Source organism: Clostridium sp. AF23-6LB (assembly GCF_003461085.1).
GTDB classification, from domain to species: Bacteria; Bacillota; Clostridia; order Lachnospirales; family Lachnospiraceae; genus Coprococcus; species Coprococcus ammoniilyticus.
In genome coordinates this window covers 575,109-594,706 of the sequence record NZ_QTWK01000001.1, presented here as the reverse complement: position 1 = coordinate 594,706, position 19,598 = coordinate 575,109, and the positions used below count along the sequence as shown (strand labels likewise).

Annotated in this window: 29 protein-coding genes; all 29 read left to right on the top strand. The window is 41.4% G+C overall.

Going from position 1 to position 19,598, the window contains the following annotated elements:
* Positions 1 to 17: 17 nt before the first annotated feature.
* The 29 genes from rpsQ (at position 18) to DWY07_RS02510 (ending at position 19,586) form a co-directional block, all read left to right on the top strand.
* The gene (gene rpsQ / locus DWY07_RS02660; RefSeq protein WP_173783815.1) at positions 18 to 275 is read left to right on the top strand and encodes a 30S ribosomal protein S17; all 258 of its coding nucleotides are present in this window, start codon (positions 18 to 20) and stop codon (positions 273 to 275) included.
* Between the two features lie 13 nt (positions 276 to 288).
* On the top strand, positions 289 to 657 hold the full coding sequence (gene rplN, locus DWY07_RS02655) for a 50S ribosomal protein L14 (RefSeq protein ID WP_008402739.1): 369 nt from the start codon (positions 289 to 291) through the stop codon (positions 655 to 657).
* Positions 658 to 670: 13 nt separating this feature from the next.
* Positions 671 to 988 (top strand): 50S ribosomal protein L24, encoded by a 318-nt coding sequence (gene rplX, locus DWY07_RS02650; protein WP_021944973.1) that lies wholly within the window; start codon positions 671 to 673, stop codon positions 986 to 988.
* Between the two features lie 20 nt (positions 989 to 1,008).
* A complete protein-coding gene (rplE, locus tag DWY07_RS02645; protein ID WP_008402736.1) occupies positions 1,009 to 1,548 on the top strand; it encodes a 50S ribosomal protein L5 in 540 nt (179 codons plus the stop codon).
* 20 nt (positions 1,549 to 1,568) lie between these two features.
* A complete protein-coding gene (locus DWY07_RS02640; RefSeq protein WP_008402734.1) occupies positions 1,569 to 1,754 on the top strand; it encodes a type Z 30S ribosomal protein S14 in 186 nt (61 codons plus the stop codon).
* A gap of 24 nt (positions 1,755 to 1,778) precedes the next feature.
* Complete coding sequence (rpsH, locus tag DWY07_RS02635) at positions 1,779 to 2,180, top strand: 30S ribosomal protein S8 (protein ID WP_021944972.1); 402 nt, start codon at positions 1,779 to 1,781, stop codon at positions 2,178 to 2,180.
* Positions 2,181 to 2,472: 292 nt separating this feature from the next.
* Positions 2,473 to 3,012 (top strand): 50S ribosomal protein L6, encoded by a 540-nt coding sequence (gene rplF, locus DWY07_RS02630; protein ID WP_021944971.1) that lies wholly within the window; start codon positions 2,473 to 2,475, stop codon positions 3,010 to 3,012.
* 17 nt (positions 3,013 to 3,029) lie between these two features.
* Complete coding sequence (rplR, locus tag DWY07_RS02625) at positions 3,030 to 3,398, top strand: 50S ribosomal protein L18 (protein WP_008402729.1); 369 nt, start codon at positions 3,030 to 3,032, stop codon at positions 3,396 to 3,398.
* Between the two features lie 19 nt (positions 3,399 to 3,417).
* A complete protein-coding gene (gene rpsE, locus DWY07_RS02620; protein WP_008402728.1) occupies positions 3,418 to 3,927 on the top strand; it encodes a 30S ribosomal protein S5 in 510 nt (169 codons plus the stop codon).
* Between the two features lie 14 nt (positions 3,928 to 3,941).
* Positions 3,942 to 4,124 (top strand): 50S ribosomal protein L30, encoded by a 183-nt coding sequence (gene rpmD, locus DWY07_RS02615; RefSeq protein ID WP_008402727.1) that lies wholly within the window; start codon positions 3,942 to 3,944, stop codon positions 4,122 to 4,124.
* A 24-nt stretch (positions 4,125 to 4,148) separates the two neighbouring features.
* Positions 4,149 to 4,589 (top strand): 50S ribosomal protein L15, encoded by a 441-nt coding sequence (gene rplO / locus DWY07_RS02610; protein ID WP_117807169.1) that lies wholly within the window; start codon positions 4,149 to 4,151, stop codon positions 4,587 to 4,589.
* A gap of 2 nt (positions 4,590 to 4,591) precedes the next feature.
* Positions 4,592 to 5,905, top strand: a complete 1,314-nt coding sequence (secY, locus tag DWY07_RS02605) for a preprotein translocase subunit SecY (protein WP_117807170.1) — start codon at positions 4,592 to 4,594, stop codon at positions 5,903 to 5,905.
* A 170-nt stretch (positions 5,906 to 6,075) separates the two neighbouring features.
* Positions 6,076 to 6,720, top strand: coding sequence for an adenylate kinase (locus DWY07_RS02600; RefSeq protein ID WP_021944968.1), 645 nt, complete (start codon positions 6,076 to 6,078; stop codon positions 6,718 to 6,720).
* Between the two features lies 1 nt (position 6,721).
* Positions 6,722 to 7,489: a type I methionyl aminopeptidase gene (gene map, locus DWY07_RS02595; protein ID WP_117822138.1), complete on the top strand. Its 768-nt coding sequence runs from the start codon at positions 6,722 to 6,724 to the stop codon at positions 7,487 to 7,489.
* Positions 7,490 to 7,538: 49 nt separating this feature from the next.
* Entirely contained in the window at positions 7,539 to 7,757 is a 219-nt protein-coding gene (gene infA / locus DWY07_RS02590; RefSeq protein ID WP_008402721.1) for a translation initiation factor IF-1, read from the top strand.
* Positions 7,758 to 7,936: 179 nt separating this feature from the next.
* Positions 7,937 to 8,050, top strand: a complete 114-nt coding sequence (gene rpmJ, locus DWY07_RS02585; protein ID WP_015533797.1) for a 50S ribosomal protein L36 — start codon at positions 7,937 to 7,939, stop codon at positions 8,048 to 8,050.
* A 245-nt stretch (positions 8,051 to 8,295) separates the two neighbouring features.
* Positions 8,296 to 8,664, top strand: coding sequence for a 30S ribosomal protein S13 (gene rpsM / locus DWY07_RS02580; RefSeq protein ID WP_021944966.1), 369 nt, complete (start codon positions 8,296 to 8,298; stop codon positions 8,662 to 8,664).
* A 112-nt stretch (positions 8,665 to 8,776) separates the two neighbouring features.
* Positions 8,777 to 9,172: a 30S ribosomal protein S11 gene (rpsK, locus tag DWY07_RS02575; RefSeq protein WP_008402719.1), complete on the top strand. Its 396-nt coding sequence runs from the start codon at positions 8,777 to 8,779 to the stop codon at positions 9,170 to 9,172.
* Positions 9,173 to 9,191: 19 nt separating this feature from the next.
* Positions 9,192 to 9,785 (top strand): 30S ribosomal protein S4, encoded by a 594-nt coding sequence (gene rpsD / locus DWY07_RS02570; RefSeq protein ID WP_008402717.1) that lies wholly within the window; start codon positions 9,192 to 9,194, stop codon positions 9,783 to 9,785.
* Positions 9,786 to 9,914: 129 nt separating this feature from the next.
* Positions 9,915 to 10,871, top strand: a complete 957-nt coding sequence (locus tag DWY07_RS02565; RefSeq protein ID WP_008402715.1) for a DNA-directed RNA polymerase subunit alpha — start codon at positions 9,915 to 9,917, stop codon at positions 10,869 to 10,871.
* A 72-nt stretch (positions 10,872 to 10,943) separates the two neighbouring features.
* Positions 10,944 to 11,480, top strand: coding sequence for a bL17 family ribosomal protein (locus DWY07_RS02560; protein ID WP_008402714.1), 537 nt, complete (start codon positions 10,944 to 10,946; stop codon positions 11,478 to 11,480).
* A gap of 70 nt (positions 11,481 to 11,550) precedes the next feature.
* Positions 11,551 to 13,548, top strand: coding sequence for an energy-coupling factor transporter ATPase (locus tag DWY07_RS02555; protein ID WP_117822137.1), 1,998 nt, complete (start codon positions 11,551 to 11,553; stop codon positions 13,546 to 13,548).
* Between the two features lie 108 nt (positions 13,549 to 13,656).
* A complete protein-coding gene (locus DWY07_RS02550) occupies positions 13,657 to 14,457 on the top strand; it encodes an energy-coupling factor transporter transmembrane component T (RefSeq protein WP_117822136.1) in 801 nt (266 codons plus the stop codon).
* A 15-nt stretch (positions 14,458 to 14,472) separates the two neighbouring features.
* A complete protein-coding gene (truA, locus tag DWY07_RS02545) occupies positions 14,473 to 15,210 on the top strand; it encodes a tRNA pseudouridine(38-40) synthase TruA (protein WP_117822135.1) in 738 nt (245 codons plus the stop codon).
* The gene (locus DWY07_RS02540) at positions 15,203 to 16,348 is read left to right on the top strand and encodes a glycoside hydrolase family 3 N-terminal domain-containing protein (RefSeq protein ID WP_117822134.1); all 1,146 of its coding nucleotides are present in this window, start codon (positions 15,203 to 15,205) and stop codon (positions 16,346 to 16,348) included. The genes truA and DWY07_RS02540 overlap by 8 nt, the downstream gene beginning before the upstream one ends.
* Positions 16,349 to 16,560: 212 nt before the next feature.
* Complete coding sequence (rplM, locus tag DWY07_RS02535) at positions 16,561 to 16,995, top strand: 50S ribosomal protein L13 (RefSeq protein ID WP_008402709.1); 435 nt, start codon at positions 16,561 to 16,563, stop codon at positions 16,993 to 16,995.
* Between the two features lie 17 nt (positions 16,996 to 17,012).
* Positions 17,013 to 17,411, top strand: coding sequence for a 30S ribosomal protein S9 (gene rpsI, locus DWY07_RS02530; RefSeq protein ID WP_008402708.1), 399 nt, complete (start codon positions 17,013 to 17,015; stop codon positions 17,409 to 17,411).
* A gap of 467 nt (positions 17,412 to 17,878) precedes the next feature.
* The gene (locus tag DWY07_RS02515) at positions 17,879 to 18,700 is read left to right on the top strand and encodes a ParA family protein (RefSeq protein ID WP_004797470.1); all 822 of its coding nucleotides are present in this window, start codon (positions 17,879 to 17,881) and stop codon (positions 18,698 to 18,700) included.
* The gene (locus tag DWY07_RS02510; RefSeq protein WP_009322019.1) at positions 18,657 to 19,586 is read left to right on the top strand and encodes a ParB/RepB/Spo0J family partition protein; all 930 of its coding nucleotides are present in this window, start codon (positions 18,657 to 18,659) and stop codon (positions 19,584 to 19,586) included. Before DWY07_RS02515 ends, DWY07_RS02510 begins: the two co-directional genes overlap by 44 nt.
* Positions 19,587 to 19,598: the final 12 nt, after the last annotated feature.

The window sequence follows — 19,598 nt, the reverse complement described above, 5'->3', positions numbered from 1 at the left end:
CTTAGAAGGAGGAATATATTGTGGAAAGAAATCTGAGAAAAACACGTGTAGGTATCGTTACAAGTGACAAGATGGACAAGACAATCGTTGTTTCTATCGTAGATAATGTTAAGCATCCTCTTTATGGAAAAATCGTAAAGAGAACTTACAAGTTAAAGGCTCATGATGAGAAGAATGAGTGCAATATTGGCGATAGAGTAAGAGTTATGGAGACAAGACCTTTATCAAAGGACAAGAGATGGAGACTTGTTGAGATTATAGAGAAGGCTAAATAAGGAGGCAAATAAAATGGTTCAGCAGGAAACAAGACTTAAAGTTGCTGATAATACTGGTGCCAAAGAGCTCCTTTGCATCAGAGTTTTAGGCGGCTCAGTAAGAAGATATGCAAATATCGGCGATATCATCGTTGCCTCAGTTAAAGACGCAACACCAGGCGGAGTTGTTAAAAAAGGTGATGTTGTTAAGGCCGTAGTAGTAAGATCAAAGAAGGGCGCTCGTCGTAAGGATGGTTCATACATCAAGTTTGATGAGAATGCAGCAGTTATTATAAAAGACGATTTAAATCCAAGAGGAACACGTATCTTTGGACCAGTTGCAAGAGAGTTAAGAGACAAGAAGTTCATGAAGATTGTCTCACTTGCACCTGAAGTATTATAAGGAGGTGTAGACCATGGCAACATTAAAGATTAAGAAAGATGATATGGTACAGGTTATTGCCGGCAAGGATAAAGGTAAAGAAGGCAAGGTTCTTCATGTTGACAAGAAGAACGGTACTGTAGTCGTTGAAGGCGTAAATAAAGTATTTAAGCACAGCAAGCCAAGCATGGCTAACCAGGCAGGCGGAATTATCGAAATGGAAGCTCCAATGGACATCTCCAATGTAATGTATCTTTACAAAGGCAAGCCGGTAAGAGTTGGTTTTGAAGGAACAGGTAAAGATAAAGTCCGTGTTGCTAAAGTAGATGGCAAAACAGAGAAGATAGATTAATTGGAAGGAGGTCGTCTTAGTTGAGTAGACTTAGAGAAAAGTATGACGCTGAAATTAAAAGCGCCATGACTGAAAAATTTGGATATAAAAATGTAATGCAGATCCCAAAGCTTGATAAGATCGTTATTAACATGGGCGTTGGTGAAGCAAGAGAAAATGCTAAAGTTTTAGACGCAGCTATCAAGGATCTTGAAACAATCGCCGGTCAGAAGGCAGTTGTTACACGTGCGAGAAAGTCAGTTGCTAACTTCAAGTTAAGAGAAGGAATGCCTATCGGATGTAAAGTAACACTTCGTGGCGAGAAGATGTATGAGTTCTTAGATCGTCTTGTAAACCTTGCACTTCCTCGTGTACGTGACTTTAGAGGTGTTAACCCTAACGGTTTCGATGGCAGAGGTAACTATGCTTTAGGTATCAAGGAACAGCTCATTTTCCCGGAAATCGAGTACGATAAGATTGATAAAGTCAGAGGTATGGATATCATCTTTGTTACAACAGCAGAGACAGACGAAGAAGGTCGCGAACTGTTAACATTATTTGGTATGCCTTACAGCAAATAATTAAAGGAGGAAGATTCGTTATGGCTAAGACAGCAATGAAAGTTAAACAGCAGCGTAAACAGAAGTTTTCATCAAGAGAATATACACGTTGCAAGATTTGTGGACGTCCACACTCAGTATTAAAGAAATACGGAATCTGTAGAATCTGCTTCCGTGAATTAGCATACAAGGGACAGATCCCTGGCGTTAAGAAATCAAGCTGGTAAGAGATAGAAGGAGGAAGAAACATTATGTCAATGAGCGATCCAATAGCAGATATGCTTACAAGAATTCGTAATGCTAACACAGCAAAACATGATACAGTAGAAATCCCTGCTTCAAAGATGAAAAAGGCTATTGCTGACATCCTTTTATCAGAAGGATATGTTCAGGCAGTAGACATTATCGAAGATGGTAAGTTTGAGACAATCAAAATTACATTGAAGTATGGTGCAGATAAGAACGAGAAGATCATCACAGGCCTTAAGAGAATCTCTAAGCCAGGTCTTCGTGTATATGCAAGCAAGGATGAGCTCCCAAGAGTACTTGGTGGACTCGGAACTGCAATTATTTCAACAAACAAAGGTGTACTTACTGACAAGGAAGCAAGAAAGCAGAATGTTGGTGGCGAAGTATTAGCATTTGTTTGGTAGGCATTGAGCACTTAGTGAGCACAAGCTGAAAGCGCCGTGCGAAGTTAGTGCGAAAGCCCATCCCGAGACTTAACGAATACGAGTCGAAGACGATGGATGAGTTTAGTTCGAGTGGATGTCATTAGAGCACTTAGTGAGCACAAGCTGAAAGCACCGTGCGAAGTTAGTGCGAAAGCTGATAAAACAATCCCTCCGGCATCATTTCCTGAAAAATACCGGAGGTTAAAGCCTGCATGGATACACTCCGTGCAGCACAAATACAAATAATATAAATTTTAAGGAGGAAGGCGAAATGTCACGTATCGGAAGAATGCCTATCGCTGTACCTGCAGGAGTGACTGTAGATATCGCAGAAAATAATAAAGTGACTGTTAAAGGACCAAAGGGAACACTTGAGAGAGTTCTCCCGGCAGAAATGGATATTAAGTTAGAAGCTGATGTAATCACAGTTTCAAGACCTAATGATTTAAAGAAGATGAAGTCTTTACACGGACTTACCAGAACACTTATCCACAACATGATCATTGGTGTTACAGAGGGTTATGTTAAGGATCTGGAAGTAAACGGTGTAGGTTATAGAGCTCAGAAGCAGGGCAATAAATTAGTTCTTGCTCTTGGTTATTCACATCCAGTTGAGATGGTTGACCCAGAAGGTATCGAAGTAAAGGTTGATGGTAACAAGATTTCAGTTGTTGGTATTGACAAGGAAAAAGTTGGTCAGTATGCAGCAGAGATCAGAGAAAAGAGAGCACCGGAACCTTACAAGGGCAAAGGTATCAAGTATGTTGACGAGACTATCAGACGTAAAGTTGGTAAGACTGGTAAGAAATAATAAAGGAGTGAGATAAGATGGTTAATAAAGAATCAAGAAGCGAAGTTCGTATTAAGAAGCATATGCGTGTTCGTAATCATTTAGCTGGAACAGCAGATAGACCACGTTTAGCGGTTTTCAGAAGTAATAATCATATGTACGCTCAGATTATTGATGATTCAGTTGGAAACACAATTGTAGCAGCATCAACAGTAGAGAAGTCAATCAAGGAAGCACTTGAGCAGACAGATAATGTAGATGCAGCAGCATACGTTGGTAAAGTTGTTGCTGAAAGAGCACTGGAAAAGGGAATCAAGACTGTTGTATTTGACAGAGGAGGATTCATCTACCAGGGTAAGGTTCAGGCATTAGCAGATGCAGCAAGAGAAGCTGGTCTAGAATTCTAAGAAGGAGGAAGAACAACATATGAAGCGTGAAATAATTGATGCTAGTAAATTAGAATTAGAAGATAAAGTAGTAGATATCAAACGTGTAACTAAGGTTGTTAAGGGCGGACGTAATTCTAGATTTGCATGTCTTGTAGTTGTTGGTGACAAAAACGGTCATGTAGGCGTAGGCGTTGGTAAGGCTGTAGAAATTCCTGAAGCTATCCGTAAGGGTAAGGAAGATGCAGCTAAGCACCTTGTTACAGTTCCTGTAAATGAAAACGGAAGTATCCCATATGATTGGAACGGAGAATTTGGTAGTGCAACAGTATTGCTTAAGTCAGCTCCAGAAGGTACTGGTATTATCGCCGGTGGTCCTGCTCGTAACGTACTTGAGCTTGCTGGATACAAGAATATCCGTACAAAATCCTTAGGATCAAACAACAAACAGAACGTAGTTCTTGCAACAATCAAAGGTCTTTCAGAGATCAAGACTCCGGAAGAGATCGCAAGACTTCGTGGAAAATCTGTTGATGAGATACTTAACTAAGGAGGTATTATAAGATGGCAGATAAGTTAAAAGTTACTTTAGTAAAATCACCAATCGGATGCGTACCAAAGCATAAGAGAACTGTAGAAGCATTAGGTCTTAAAAAGGTAAACAAGTCAGTTGAACTTCCTAACAATGCTGCAACTCTTGGTATGGTTAAGCAGGTTAGTTATTTAGTAAAGGTAGAAGAGATTTAATTATATTTGAAGGAGGTGCAGGTCGTGAATTTATCAACATTAAAGCCAGCAGAAGGTTCTAAGCATAGTACTAATTTCAGAGTAGGCCGTGGTCATGGTTCAGGAAATGGTAAGACTGCAGGTAAGGGCCATAAGGGTCAGAAGGCACGTTCAGGATCACCTAGACCAGGATTTGAAGGCGGACAGATGCCTTTATATAGAAGAATCCCTAAGAGAGGATTTACATGTATCAATCACAAAGATATCGTTGCAATCAATGTTTCAGTTCTTGATCGTTTCGAGGATGGAGCAGAGGTTACAGTAGATACACTTGTTGAATGCGGTATCGTAAAGAATCCACGTGATGGAGTTAAGATTCTTGGAAATGGAGAGTTAACAAAGAAGCTTACAGTTAAGGCAAATGCTTTTTCAAAGTCAGCAGCCGAGAAGATTGAAGCTCTTGGCGGAAAAGCAGAGGTGATCTAATAATGTTTAAAACCTTTATCAACGCATTCAAAGTAAAGGAATTAAGACAGAAATTATTATACACATTCTTTGTTCTCATAGTAGTCAGGCTGGGAAGCCTGATTACTGTACCGGGAATCCGTGCAGATGCAATTAAAGAATATCTAAGTAACGCACTTGGAGATTCCTTCAATCTGTTCAGCTCATTCACCGGAGGATCGTTCGATCAGATGTCAATATTTGCATTGAACGTAACACCATATATTACATCTTCCATTATCATCCAGCTTCTTACCATAGCAATTCCAGCTCTGGAAGAAATGCAGAAAGATGGTGAAGACGGAAGAAAGAAAATTACAGCAATTACCCGTATCTTAACGATTGGTCTTGCAATTCTGGAAAGTGCAGGTCTTGCGATCAATTTCGGAAGAAAAGGATTCATGGACAGCTACAATTTCTGGACAGTGCTTTCAATGATCGTTATCCTTACAGGTGGTAGTGCATTTGTAATGTGGCTTGGCGAACGTGTAACAGATCGTGGTGTGGGAAATGGTATTTCCATTATCCTGTTGATTAACATCGTATCAACCATGCCGAATGATTTCAAGAATATTTACACACAGTTCATCAAAGGCAAAGATGCAGTCAGAATGTGTCTGATCGCACTTCTGGTTGTTGCAATTGTTGTATGTGTAACCATTCTTGTATGTATGCTTCAGGGAGCTGAAAGAAAGATTCCTGTACAGTATGCAAAGAAAGTTCAGGGTAGAAAGCAGATGGGAGGTCAGTCCTCCAACATTCCACTTAAGGTAAATACAGCAGGCGTTATTCCTGTAATCTTCGCTTCTTCACTGATGGCGATTCCTTCTATTATAACGAGTTTATTTGGAAAGAGTCCATCCGGTGTTGGTGCTAAGATCCTTCAGGGAATGAGCCAGTCATACTGGTTTAATCCGAACTATCCTTGGGGATTCCTTGGATTGGCAGTATATATCTTACTGGTATTCTTCTTCGCGTATTTCTATACAGCAATTACCTTCAATCCAATGGAGATTGCAAATAACATGAAGAAGAGCGGTGGTTTTGTACCGGGTATTCGACCAGGTAAGCCAACCCAGGACTATTTAAATAAAATACTGAACTATATTATATTTATCGGAGCAGTTGGTCTTTTGATCGTTGCGATGATTCCTATGTTCTTCAACGGATTTTTCAGTGTAAATGTTTCATTCGGTGGAACATCCATCATCATCGTAGTTGGTGTTGTAATTGAAACCATGAAGAGTCTGGAATCACAGATGTTAGTAAGACATTATCAGGGATTCTTATTAGATTAATTGTAAGATACAGATATAAAAAACACGAAAAATGGGAGTGTACACTTGTGCACTTCCTATTCGTGTATTATAGTATAAGTATCTATGGCTTGTTCATTTGGAGGACGGCTGATAACAGGAGGGATTGCAATGAACGTATCCCGCAGGAAAATAAAAAATGGAGGTTATATATGAAGATAATTATGTTAGGTGCGCCAGGCGCAGGCAAAGGTACACAGGCTAAAATGATCGCTGAGAAGTACGGAGTACCACATATCTCAACAGGAGATATTTTCAGAGCAAACATCAAGAACGGAACAGAACTCGGAGCAAAGGCAAAAGAATATATGGATAAGGGACTTCTTGTTCCGGATGAATTAGTTGTAGATCTGGTAATTGACAGATTCAAAGCAGACGACTGCGCAAAGGGATATATCCTTGATGGATTTCCAAGAACTATTCCACAGGCAGAGGCACTTGACAAAGCATTATCAGCAATCGGTGATTCTGTAGACTATGCGATCAACGTAGAAGTACCGGATGAGAATATCGTTCGCAGAATGTCCGGAAGACGTGCATGCGTTGGCTGTGGTGCAACATATCATATTGTATATAACCCTACAAAAGTGGAAGGCAAATGTGATGTATGTTCATCCGATCTTATCTTAAGAGATGACGATCAGCCGGAAACAGTATTAAACAGACTGAAAGTATATCATGAGCAGACACAGCCATTGATCGATTTCTATGCTAAGAAAGGAATCCTGAAAGAAGTTGATGGAACAATGGATATGAATGATGTATTTGCAGCAATCGTTAAGATTTTAGGTGAATAAAATGGCAATATCTATAAAATCTGAGAGAGAAATTGAATTGATGAAAGAAGCCGGCAGAATTCTGGCTCTCACACATGAGGAGCTGAAGAAGGCGATCAAACCGGGAATCACAACCTATGAGATCGATAAACTTGGTGAAGAAGTGATCAGAAGCTATGGCTGTATTCCTTCCTTCCTGAATTATAACGGTTATCCGGCATCTATCTGTGTATCCGTAAATGAGGAAGTTGTTCATGGTATACCATCAAAGACAAGATTTCTGAAAGAGGGCGACATAGTAAGTCTTGATGCAGGCGTTATCTATGAAGGATATCACTCCGATGCAGCAAGAACTTATGGAGTAGGAAAGATTTCACCGGAAAATGAGCATCTGATTGCAGTTACAAAGCAGAGCTTTTTCGAAGCAATGAAGGCTGCTGTTCCGGGAAATCATATTCGAGATATCGGAAGGGCTGTAGAGCAGTATGTTTTGAAATTTGGATATGGAATCGTAGAAGATCTGGTTGGACATGGTGTTGGAGCAAATCTTCATGAGGATCCGGAAATACCGAATTTTGAAACGATCAAAAAAGGACCAAAGCTGAAACCGGGAATGACGATCGCAATCGAACCGATGATAACAGCAGGTGATTATGAAGTAGACTGGCTGGATGATGACTGGACTGTCGTAACCGTGGATGGTTCCAATGCAGCACACTATGAGAACACGATCCTTATTACAGAGGACAAACCGATCATCTTGTCGCAGGCAGAAGGATTGGAATTATAGAAAATAAAAAATGAATTCAAAATCTCAAGGATTTTAAGGAGGATTAAAAATGTCAAAGGCAGACGTAATTGAAGTAGAAGGAACAGTAATCGAGAAGTTACCAAATGCAATGTTTCAGGTAGAGATCGAGAATGGTCATAAGGTTTTAGCACACATTAGTGGTAAGCTCAGAATGAATTATATCAAGATCCTTCCGGGTGATAAGGTAACAATTGAATTATCACCATACGACCTGACAAAGGGAAGAATTGTTTGGAGAGATAAATAAATTCTTCTATATAAAGAGGTATGTAATGAACATCCTGTAAAGATATTCCCTTTATAGGATGTGATTTATCATAATAATCCCATTAATATGAAAAAAATAGAAAATGGGACTTGCATTCTATTGTGAAAAATGATAGAATGCTTATTCGTAGCGGACTTTTTTTGAAAGGAGATTTTCTAATGAAGGTTAGAGCATCAGTAAAACCTATATGCGATAAGTGCAAAGTTATCAAGAGAAAGGGTATCGTTAGAGTTATCTGCGAGAATCCAAAGCACAAACAGCGTCAGGGTTAATCAAAAAAAGAAACTGGGTATCCGGATGATAGCCCATCCATATGATATCTTGTTTTTTAAGTATCAACACACACGGATGTGTTGTAAATTTTAAAAGCGGCTGTAGCATAATCATTATATGCTAGTAAAAATAAAAAAACAGGCAGCGAGATGGAAACATATGCATTTCACCTCAGCATTTTTATGTTGAGATATGTCGAGATCCGATATGCCGGACAGAAGAATTTTTACGGAGGTTAATTAGAATGGCTCGTATTTCAGGTGTTGATTTACCAAGAGACAAGCGTGTTGAGATTGGTCTTACTTATGTATATGGTATAGGTTTGACATCTTCACAGCGTATCCTTAAGGAAGCAAATGTTAATCCTGACACACGTTGTAATGATTTAACTGATGATGAAGTAAGAAGAATCAGCGAAGTAATCAATGCAACACAGACTGTTGAAGGAGATTTACGTAGAGAAGTAGCGCTTAACATCAAGCGTTTACAGGAAATTGCATGCTACCGTGGTAAGCGTCATAGACAGGGACTTCCTGTTCGTGGACAGAAGACAAAGACAAACGCAAGAACACGTAAGGGACCTAAGAAGACAGTAGCAAACAAGAAGAAATAATACTGTTTTCATTTGTTCTTATATATAGTAGAAGATAAGAGATCTTCTGCACCGGGCAGAAGATAAAGTACATTTGTATAAATTTGGAAAACCATAGGAGGTTTAAGAGTTAATGGCTAAGCAAGTTACTAAAAAAGTGGCTAAGAAGCGTGTCAGAAAGAGTGTTCAGCACGGACAGGCTCATATTCAGTCATCTTTCAATAATACAATCGTTACATTAACAGACGCTGAAGGTAATGCACTTTCATGGGCAAGTGCTGGCGGTTTAGGATTCAAGGGTTCTAAGAAGTCAACACCATATGCTGCTCAGATGGCTGCTGAGACAGCTGCAAAGGCTGCTGCTCCTTACGGATTAAAGACTGTTGATGTTATGGTAAAAGGCCCAGGCTCAGGTAGAGAAGCAGCTATCCGTGCTCTCGCAGCTTGCGGTATCGATGTTGTAAGTATCAAAGACGTTACACCAGTTCCACATAATGGTTGTCGTCCACCAAAGAGAAGAAGAGTCTAATTAGGAGGTACAGAGTAAGATGGCAGTAGATAGAACCCCAGTTCTTAAGAGATGCAGATCTTTAGGCATGGAGCCAATGTATCTCGGAATTGACAAGAAATCAAATAGAAAATCAACAAGAGCAAACAGAAAAGTAAGTGAGTATGGTTTACAGCTTCGTGAAAAGCAGAAGGCTAAGTTCATTTACGGTGTATTAGAGAAGCCTTTCCGTAACCTTTACGCTAAGGCAGAGCAGCAGAAGGGCTTAACAGGTCCTAACCTTATGACATTACTTGAGTTAAGACTTGATAATGTTATCTTCAGATTAGGTTTTGCAAGAACAAGAAGAGAAGCAAGACAGATTGTAGATCACAAGCATGTACTTGTTAATGGAAAGAGTGTTAACATTCCTTCATACCAGGTAAAGGCCGGAGACAAGATCGAGATCAGAGAGAAGAGCAAATCCTTACAGAGATATAAGGATATCATTGCTGCAACAGAAGGACATTTAGTTCCAGGTTGGTTAACCGCTGACAGAGAAAACCTTTGTGGAGAAGTAGTTGAGAAGCCAAACAGAGAGCAGATCGATGTTCCTGTAAACGAGACCCTTATTGTCGAGTTATATTCCAAGTAATAAGAATAAATATGATCATCCGTACATCCATCCGGGATTTACCCGTGTGGATGTCTGGATGCAGAATATATTTATGATATTTGCAAAGTTGGAGTATACCAGTTAATTACCCATAAAGGAGGGGCTTAAATGTTTGAGTTTGAGAAACCAAAAATTGAGATAGTTGAGATTTCAGATGATAACAAGTATGGTAAGTTTGTAGTAGAGCCTTTAGAGAGAGGCTATGGTACAACCCTTGGTAATTCATTAAGAAGAATTATGCTTTCTTCATTACCTGGTACAGCAGTAACACACGTTAAGATTAAAGGTGTTTTACATGAGTTCAGTTCTATTCCCGGAGTAAAGGAAGATGTAACTGAGATCGTTATGAATATCAAGTCTTTAGTAATAAAGAATAATTCATTAACAAATGAGCCGAAGCAGGCTTATATCGATGTAGCTGGTGACTGTGTTGTCAGAGCATCCGATATTCATGTAGACGGCGATATCGAGATCATCAATCCTGATCTTGTAATTGCAAATCTTAGTGGCCCGGATGCAAGACTTGAGATGGAACTCACCATCGGCAACGGCAGAGGCTACGTTGGTTCTGATAAGAATAAAGAAGCAGATGCACCGATTGATGTCATCGCTATTGATTCTATATATACACCGGTTGAGAGAGTTAATCTTACAGTTCAGAATACTCGTGTTGGTCAGGTTACAGATTATGATAAGCTGACACTTGATGTATTTACAAATGGTGCTATCGCACCGGATGAGGCTGTCAGCCTCGCTGCAAGAGTCCTTGTAGAACATTTGAACCTGTTCGTTGATCTGTCTGAGAACGCAAAATCCGTTGATGTAATGGTTGAGAGCGTAACAGATGAGAAGGAAAAGGTTCTGGAAATGAATATTGATGAGCTTGAATTATCAGTTCGTTCATACAACTGCTTAAAGAGAGCCGGTATCAATACAGTTGAAGAATTGATCAATAAGACTCCGGAGGATATGATGAAAGTTCGTAACCTCGGTCGTAAGTCATTAGATGAAGTATTAGCTAAGCTGAAAGAATTAGGCTTATCACTGAATGACAGTGAGGAATAATACTTTTTACCACTCAAGCCGAATAATAGTAAGCACAGTGAAGACCCGCAAGGGTAAGGAGGATAAATAAAAATGGCAATGTATAGAAAACTTGGAAAAGCAAGCGCACAGAGAAATGCATTACTTCGTAACCAGGTAACACAGTTATTATACCATGGTAAGATCAGAACAACAGAAGCTAGAGCTAAGGAAGTTGTTAAGATTGCAGAGAAGCTTATCACATTAGCAGTTAAGGAAAAGGATAACTATGATGAAGTTACCGTTACCGCTAAGGTTGCTAAGAAAGATAAAGATGGTAAGAGAGTGAAGGAAGTTGTTGATGGTAAGAAAGTTACTGTATATGATGAAGTAGAAAAGACCATCAAGAAGGATCAGCCTTCAAGACTTCATGCAAGAAGAGAAATGCTTAAGGTATTATATCCGGTTGTTGAAGTTCCTACAGATGCTGCCGGAAAGAAAGCCGGTACAAAGAAAGTTGATTTAACAAGTAAGTTATTCGATGAGTACGGTACAAAGTACGCAGGACGTAAGGGTGGTTACACAAGAATCATCAAGATCGGTCAGCGTAAGGGCGATGCTGCAATGGAAGTTATTCTTGAGTTAGTATAATTATAAACATAAGGGCTGTCAGGTACATGTATGTGTATTTGGCAGCTTTTTTATTTCTAGGAGCGTGTACATGAGTTTTATTCAGGTGAGAAAGCTTGGACATAAATTTAATATCAAGGACAAGGATGGAAATGTTACAGGTGAAAAATGGGCTGTGAAGGATATGGATTTTGATGCCCATAAGGGACAGATCATTGCCGTTCTTGGACGTAACGGTTCGGGAAAGTCAACATTTGCCAGACACCTGAATGGCTTATATGCACCAAATCAGGGAACGGTATGGATACAGGGAGATTCTGATGTATTAGATGCGAGCCGGGAAGGTGATCTGCTGGCCATCCGTCGTGCAGTCGGGATGATCTTTCAGAATCCGGACAACCAAATGGTAGGAAATACGGTTGCGGAAGATGTAGGATTTGGTTTGGAAAATCTGGGCTTCCAGGCAGAGAAGATATGGGAGCGAATCAACGAAGTACTTCGATTGACAGGGATGGAGGCATATCTGGAACGAAATGTATCACATCTAAGCGGTGGACAGAAGCAAAGACTGGCAATCGCATCTGTGATGGCCATGTCACCGGAATGTATCGTTATGGATGAAGCAACTGCCATGCTCGATCCTGTGGGAAGCAGACAGATACTTGATACCTTATATCATTTGAACCGGGAGTTTGGCATCACGGTCATTATGATCACACATCGAATGGAGGAAACGGTTCGGGCAGATCAGATCTATGTAATGGATGATGGAAATGTAGAGTTGATTGGCGCACCATATGAGATTTATCCACAGGTAGAGAAGTTAGAGCAGCTTGGTCTAGACAGTTTATTGCCATATAAGCTGTTGCATGAGTTGAAAGTAGATTATTCCGATGATAAGAAATTTGTCAGAGATTCAGACGAAGACGCAAAAAGTGCGTTGGTTGATAGAAAAGAGGGGCTTTTGTCGGTACAGGATGCTGTGGACAGGATAAAGGCATGTTTGCGTGATGGAAAATCGTTTGATACAAAAAATCTAAATGGACAAAATGTATTAGACGATATTAATTCGTATTTAAACGATACGAAAAATATAAACAAGCCCGAAACAGCAGAGCAAATTAATTCGGCGCAGGAAGATACACCATCAAGTAAAAACGAGAATGAAATATATGAGTATATTCCTGATAACAGAGACGGCATGGATAGAGAAGGACACAATGGTATGTTATTGGATGCAGGGATAAAAAAAGATATCTTGGTCGGGGCTGATAATCTGGAGTATTCTTATAAGGATGGTGCGGTACTGGTTCCTGCGGTAGAGCAGGTGTCATTTCAGATCAGAAAAGGAGAGATCCTTGCGGTGGCAGGACAGACCGGTTCTGGAAAAAGTACGCTGTTATATATGCTAAACGGTATTTATCGTCCGATGGGAGGAACACTTAAGGTTGATGGAATTGATGTAGGAAAGACGAAGAATCTGAAAGAATTACGGAAGAAGATTGGATTTGTGTTTCAGTATCCGGAGTATCAGTTATTTGAAAGTACGGTGTTAGCGGATGTAATGTATGGCGCATTGAACTTCGGCATGTCGAAAGCAGAAGCAGAACAGGCGGCGAGGGAAGCACTGACACTTGTGAATATATCAGAGGAATATTATGAATATTCTCCGTTTGACCTTTCAGGCGGACAGAAGAAGCGTGTAGCACTTGCAGGAATCCTTGCATATAAGCCGGAGATTCTTATTCTCGATGAGCCGGTTGCCGGCATGGATCCGAAATCCAAACGGGAATTATTTGCACTGATCCGCAGATTACATGAAGAACGGAATATAACTGTAATCTTTGTATCACACGACATGAAGGATGTGTATGAGATTGCAGATCGTATACTGGTTATGGGACAGGGAAAGCTGGTCTATGATGGAGCAGTAGAGCAGGCATTTGGAACGCCGGAGATTGTAGAAAAACTGGGCTTAGAGATGCCGGAAATGGCGATGTTCCGAGAGACACTGCTGCCGGAGATCAAACTTACAGCAAGAAGCGTGGCGGGCGTGATTGAGGAACTTAGTGGGCTAAAGAATATATAAGAAGAGATATAAAATTAATGAAGTTATAGAGATTGATGGTGACATTTCAAAAACATGAACACAGCATGAGAAAGTGGATAGTTATCAGATAATATAGGGGAAAGAAGCATGGTAAGAGACATTACGATCGGACAATATTATAATACCAGATCACCGATTCACGAGTTGGATGCCAGAACAAAACTGGTGCTCACGATCGTATATGCGGTTACGATCTTCTGGTGCAGGGATTTGTGGACTTTTCTTGCTGCAACAGCATTTCTTATTGTGTATGTGGCATTAAGTCGTGTCCCACTTTCTTTTATCTGCCGGGGACTTAAGGTTGTCTGGGCGTTTATATTATTTACAGCATTTTTCAGTCTGTTTAACGGTGATGGAAGGGTTCTGGTCAGTATCTGGAGATTTCATATCACGACCGGCAGCTTAAAGACGACCGGAATTGTAGTATTCCGTTTCGTGTATCTGATCATTGGTTCATCGATCATGACATATACAACGCTTCCACTGGCACTTACAGCAGGCTTGGAGAAGTTGTTTGGATTCCTGAAGATATTCCATGTTCCGGTATCGGATATGGCATTGATGCTTTCAATCACGTTACGTTTTATTCCGATTCTGATGGAAGAATTGGACAAAATTATGAAAGCGCAGCTTTCGCGTGGAGCAGATTTTGAAAATGGAAATGTTTTCAAGCGGATACGAAGCTATACCCAGATATTTATTCCGTTATTTGCATCTGCGATCCGACGTGCAACCGATCTGGCATATGCGATGGATGCCAGATGTTATCACGGAAGTGAATACCGTACCAGCATGAAACCATTGCGATATAGCAAAAAAGATGCATTTGCATATGGTCTGCTGGTGGTATATGTGGTAGGATTGATCTTGATGAAGATATATCTATAACAGGAAATCGGGAAAATGAAACGAGTAAAATTAGTAGTAGCCTATGATGGTACGAACTATCATGGCTGGCAGGTACAGGACAACGGAATAACGATAGAGGAAGTGCTGAATCGGACGATCAGCGAGCTGGTGCAGGAGGATATCAAGGTGATCGGAGCCAGCAGGACAGATGCTGGTGTACATGCCTGTGGAAATGTGGCAGTATTTGACACTGAATCCCGGATACCGGGGGATAAGTTTTCATTTGCGTTAAATCAGCGGCTTCCGGAGGATATACGGATTCAGAAATCCTGCGAGGTGGATGCAGACTTTCATCCAAGGTATGCAGATACAGTAAAAACCTATGAATATAATATATTGAACCGGCGGTTTGAACTGCCGACAAAACGGTTATATGCGGCATTTTGCTACTATCCGATGGATATAGAGCGGATGAATCAGGCGGCGGCGTATCTGGTTGGTGAACATGATTTTAAGAGCTTCTGTTCTGCAGGTGCACAGGTGCAGACGACGGTTCGGACGATCTATGCGGTAAATGTGACGAAAGAGGATGACATGGTTCATATCAGGATCACGGGAAATGGCTTCTTATATAATATGGTAAGGATCATTGCAGGAACTTTGATGCAGGTCGGAACCGGGCTGATGGAGCCGGAGCAGGTGAAGGAGATCCTGGAAGCGAGAGACCGAAGCAAGGCAGGACCGACAGCAGTAGCGAAAGGCTTGACACTGGTGGAGATCCGATATGAATAAAAGAATCGTTTGTATATGTATGAGTGTGCTTTTATGTCTGACTATTATATGTATGGACACAGGCACAGATGTACATGCCGGATATTATGAAGATAATGACAAATATATAAAACAACGTGTAGCTGACAGGATGAAGGAAATGAGCTGGGAGGAGAAAATAGCCCAGATGATCCTGGTGAAGGCTCCTGCTAAAAATGCAGCAAATATCCAGAAGCAATATCAGTTTGGCGGATATGTTTTGTTTGGGGAAGATTTTGCAAACAGTACTCCTGATACATTACGAAACAGAATTTATGGAATTCAAAAGGCGTCAAAGATTCCGATGTTGATTGCAGTGGATGAAGAAGGCGGAACTGTTGTAAGGGCATCCAGATACCGCCAGTTCCGATCCACGTCATATGCATCACCGAGAGCGGTTTTTTCTGCAGGTGGATGGAATGGCATTGTAAAAGACACGAAGAATAAAGCAAAATTTCTGAAAAAGCTTGGAATCAATACAAATCTTGCACCGGTTGCTGATGTTGCATATGACTCGGGTAACTTCATTTATAATAGAAGTTTTTCTACAAATGCAGCGGATACTTCCAGATATATCAATCTTGTGGTGAATAACATGAAACAGGAGGATATGATCAGCTCATTAAAACATTTTCCGGGCTATGGAAATAATGGAGATACGCATACAAACCTGATCCATGATTATCGGAGCTATAGTAGCTTCAAGAACCGGGATCTGAAGCCATTTCAGGCGGGAATCCGGTCGGGATGTGATATGCTTATGGTAAGCCATAATATTGTACATTGTTTTGATTCTAAAAATCCGGCATCTATATCACCGAAGGTAAACAAATACATTAGAAATACAATGAGATTTAAAGGTGTGATCGTTACGGATTCGTTGTCGATGGCAGGAGTACGGAGCTTTACCGGAAGTGAGGGTGAGAGTGCTGTCAGAGCAGTTCAGGCAGGAGACGATCTTCTCTGCACGGAGCATTATAAAGAAACATATCAGGCATTGCTTCGGGCTTACAAGACAAAGCGGATATCGAAAAAACGGATCAATGCATCTGTCAAAAGAATTCTCATGATGAAATACCGCCGTGGTCTGAACGGAAGATTTGCGGTCAGACGCAGATAGCATATTTGAATGCGAAATGGTAGATGAATGCTGAAAAATAAAGAAAAACGCCTGAAAAAATAAAGAAAGTTTATTGACACACACGGATGAGTATTGTATAATGTCCAAATGTGTGAAGTTTAAAGATACGGTGTGAACCAATGCCCCGGTAAACAACGTATTTGAGGATATACCATATTAATATTTTAGAAAATAATTTAGGAGGTACCACGATGAAGAGCTTTATGGCAAGCCCATCAACAATAGAAAGAAAGTGGTATGTAGTTGACGCTACAGGACATACTTTAGGACGCTTATCATCAGAGATAGCAAGCATTTTAAGAGGAAAGAATAAGCCAACATTTACACCACATATCGATACAGGTGATTATGTAATAGTAGTAAACGCAGACAAGATCAAGGTTACCGGTAAGAAGATGGATCAGAAGATCTACTACAACCACTCAGATTATGTAGGCGGAATGAAAGAGACTACATTAAAAGAGAAGATGGCTAAGAAGCCAGAGGATGTTATCCGTTTAGCAGTTAAGGGAATGCTTCCAAAGGGACCACTTGGAAGAGACATGATTACAAAGCTTTATGTATACGCTGGACCTGATCATAAGCAGCAGGCTCAGAAGCCAGAAGTTTTAGAGATTAAGTACTAAGAAGGAGGATATCATCAATGGCTAAAACAACTAAGTTCTATGGAACAGGAAGAAGAAAAAGCAGTATCGCCAGAGTTTATATCGCTCCAGGTACTGGTAAGATCACAATCAACAAGAAAGATATGGACGAGTACTTCGGACTTGATACACTGAAAGTTATCGTTAAGCAGCCATTAGTTGCTACAGGTACAGATGGTAAGTTCGACGTTATGGTTAACGTAAAGGGCGGCGGCTTCACAGGTCAGGCCGGTGCTATCAGACATGGTATTTCAAGAGCATTACTTGAGGCTGATTCAGAAGAATACAGACCAATCCTCAAGAAGGCCGGATACCTTACAAGAGATCCTCGTATGAAGGAAAGAAAGAAGTACGGTCTCAAAGCAGCTCGTCGCGCTCCGCAGTTCAGCAAGCGATAATCGACTGCTCAGACTATATCAAAATGGTTCAAAAACCCCGGAAAATCAAGGTTTTCCGGGGTTTTCTTATACCTAAACGGGCTGATATAGTTTGACTTGATTTGACCAAACGAGAGCCGTTTTCACCCAATTTTTAGTGGTTAAATATAGGACAACCGGCAAAAATGGGGTCAAAAAACGGCCTTAGTGGTTAAAAAATAGGACAACCAGAGAGCAATTTCGGGGGTATTTTTGAGGGTGATTTGGCACTCTCAGACACCGGATTTTTCGCTGGAGAGTTTGGCATAATCTGACCAAATCTGAACAATTAAATACGATTCTAATGCAGGCACTCAGTAACAAATAACTGGGTGCTTTTTTTGTTTCAGAGATTTCGGCATTAGAAAGGGCCGTCACTTTATGATTTTGAAGTGGCGGCTTTTTCTATTTCCAGAAACAACAGCAACAATCAGAAATGAGGTGAAGTCATGAACACACAAATCATCGCCATTGCCAACCAGAAAGGCGGCGTTGGCAAAACAACAACCTGTGCGAACTTGGGAATAGGTCTGGCACAGGCCGGAAAGAAAGTGCTTCTGATCGACGGGGACCCGCAAGGAAGCCTGACAATCAGCTTGGGAAATCCGCAACCAGACAAGCTGCCATTTACACTGTCGGATGCAATGGGCAAAATTCTGATGGATCAGCCTATACGCCCCGGAGAAGGTATTCTGCATCATGCAGAAGGCGTTGACCTGATGCCTGCGGATATTCAGCTTTCCGGTATGGAGGTTTCTCTGGTAAACGCCATGAGCCGTGAAACGATTTTACGGCAATACCTGGACACACTGAAGGGACAATATTCCCATATCCTGATTGACTGTCAGCCTTCGTTGGGGATGCTTACGGTCAATGCGCTGGCGGCTGCGAATAGGATCATCATTCCCGTTCAGGCAGAGTATCTGCCCGCTAAAGGGCTGGAACAGCTGCTCTCCACGGTAAACAAGGTAAAGAGGCAAATCAATCCCAAGCTCCAGATTGACGGTATCCTGCTGACGATGGTGGACAGCCGAACCAACTTTGCCAAAGAGATTTCCGCGCTCCTGCGGGAGACCTATGGCAGCAAGATCAAAGTATTCGGCACAGAGATCCCCCATTCTGTCCGTGCAAAGGAAATCAGCGCAGAGGGAAAAAGTATTTTCGCCCACGACCCTGGCGGCAAGGTGGCAGAGGGGTATCGAAATCTGACGAAGGAGGTGTTGAAACTTGAAAAGCAGCGCGAAAAAAATAGAGCTGGCCTCGGTAGATGATCTGTTCTCCACCGAAGAAGGCCGTCAGGATGCAAAGCTGGAAAAGATTCAGGAGATTCCGCTGTCTGAACTGCATCCCTTTAAGAACCACCCATTCAAAGTCAAGGATGACGAAGCAATGATGGAAACCGCAGACAGTATCAAACAGTATGGTGTGCTGGTTCCTGCGATTGCCCGCCCTGACCCGGAGGGTGGTTATGAACTGGTGGCCGGACACAGGCGGCACAGAGCCAGTGAGCTGGCAGAAAAGGAGACCATGCCGGTCATTGTTCGGGATTTAGATGATGATGCCGCCACGATCATTATGGTTGACAGCAATCTGCAACGCGAAAGTCTCCTCCCAAGTGAAAGAGCCTTTGCTTACAAGATGAAACTGGATGCCATGAAAAGACAGGCTGGCAGACCGAGTAAAGAAAATGTGTCCCAAGTTGGGACACAAAAGCGATCAGACCAGTTGCTTGCTGAACAGGTGGGGCAAAGTCGAAATCAAATTCAGCGCTATATCCGTCTGACAGAGCTGATTCCTGAATTGATGGACATGGTGGATGAAAAGAAAATTGCCTTAAATCCTGCTTATGAGCTGTCCTTTCTCAAAAAGGAGGAACAGGTAGACCTGTTGGACGCGATGGACAGCGAACAGGCTACCCCTTCTCTTTCTCAAGCCCAGCGGCTTAAAAAATACAGTCAGGAGGGGCATCTGACCCTCGATATGATGCGTGTCATCATGGGTGAGGAAAAGAAAAGCGATCTGGACCGAGTGACATTTACCTCTGATACCTTGCGGAAGTATTTTCCTAAAAGCTATACGCCCCAGCGGATGCAGGAGACCATTATCAAGCTATTGGAACAATGGCAGCGTAAACGTCAGAGAGACCAGGAGCGATGAAAGGAGCCGCCT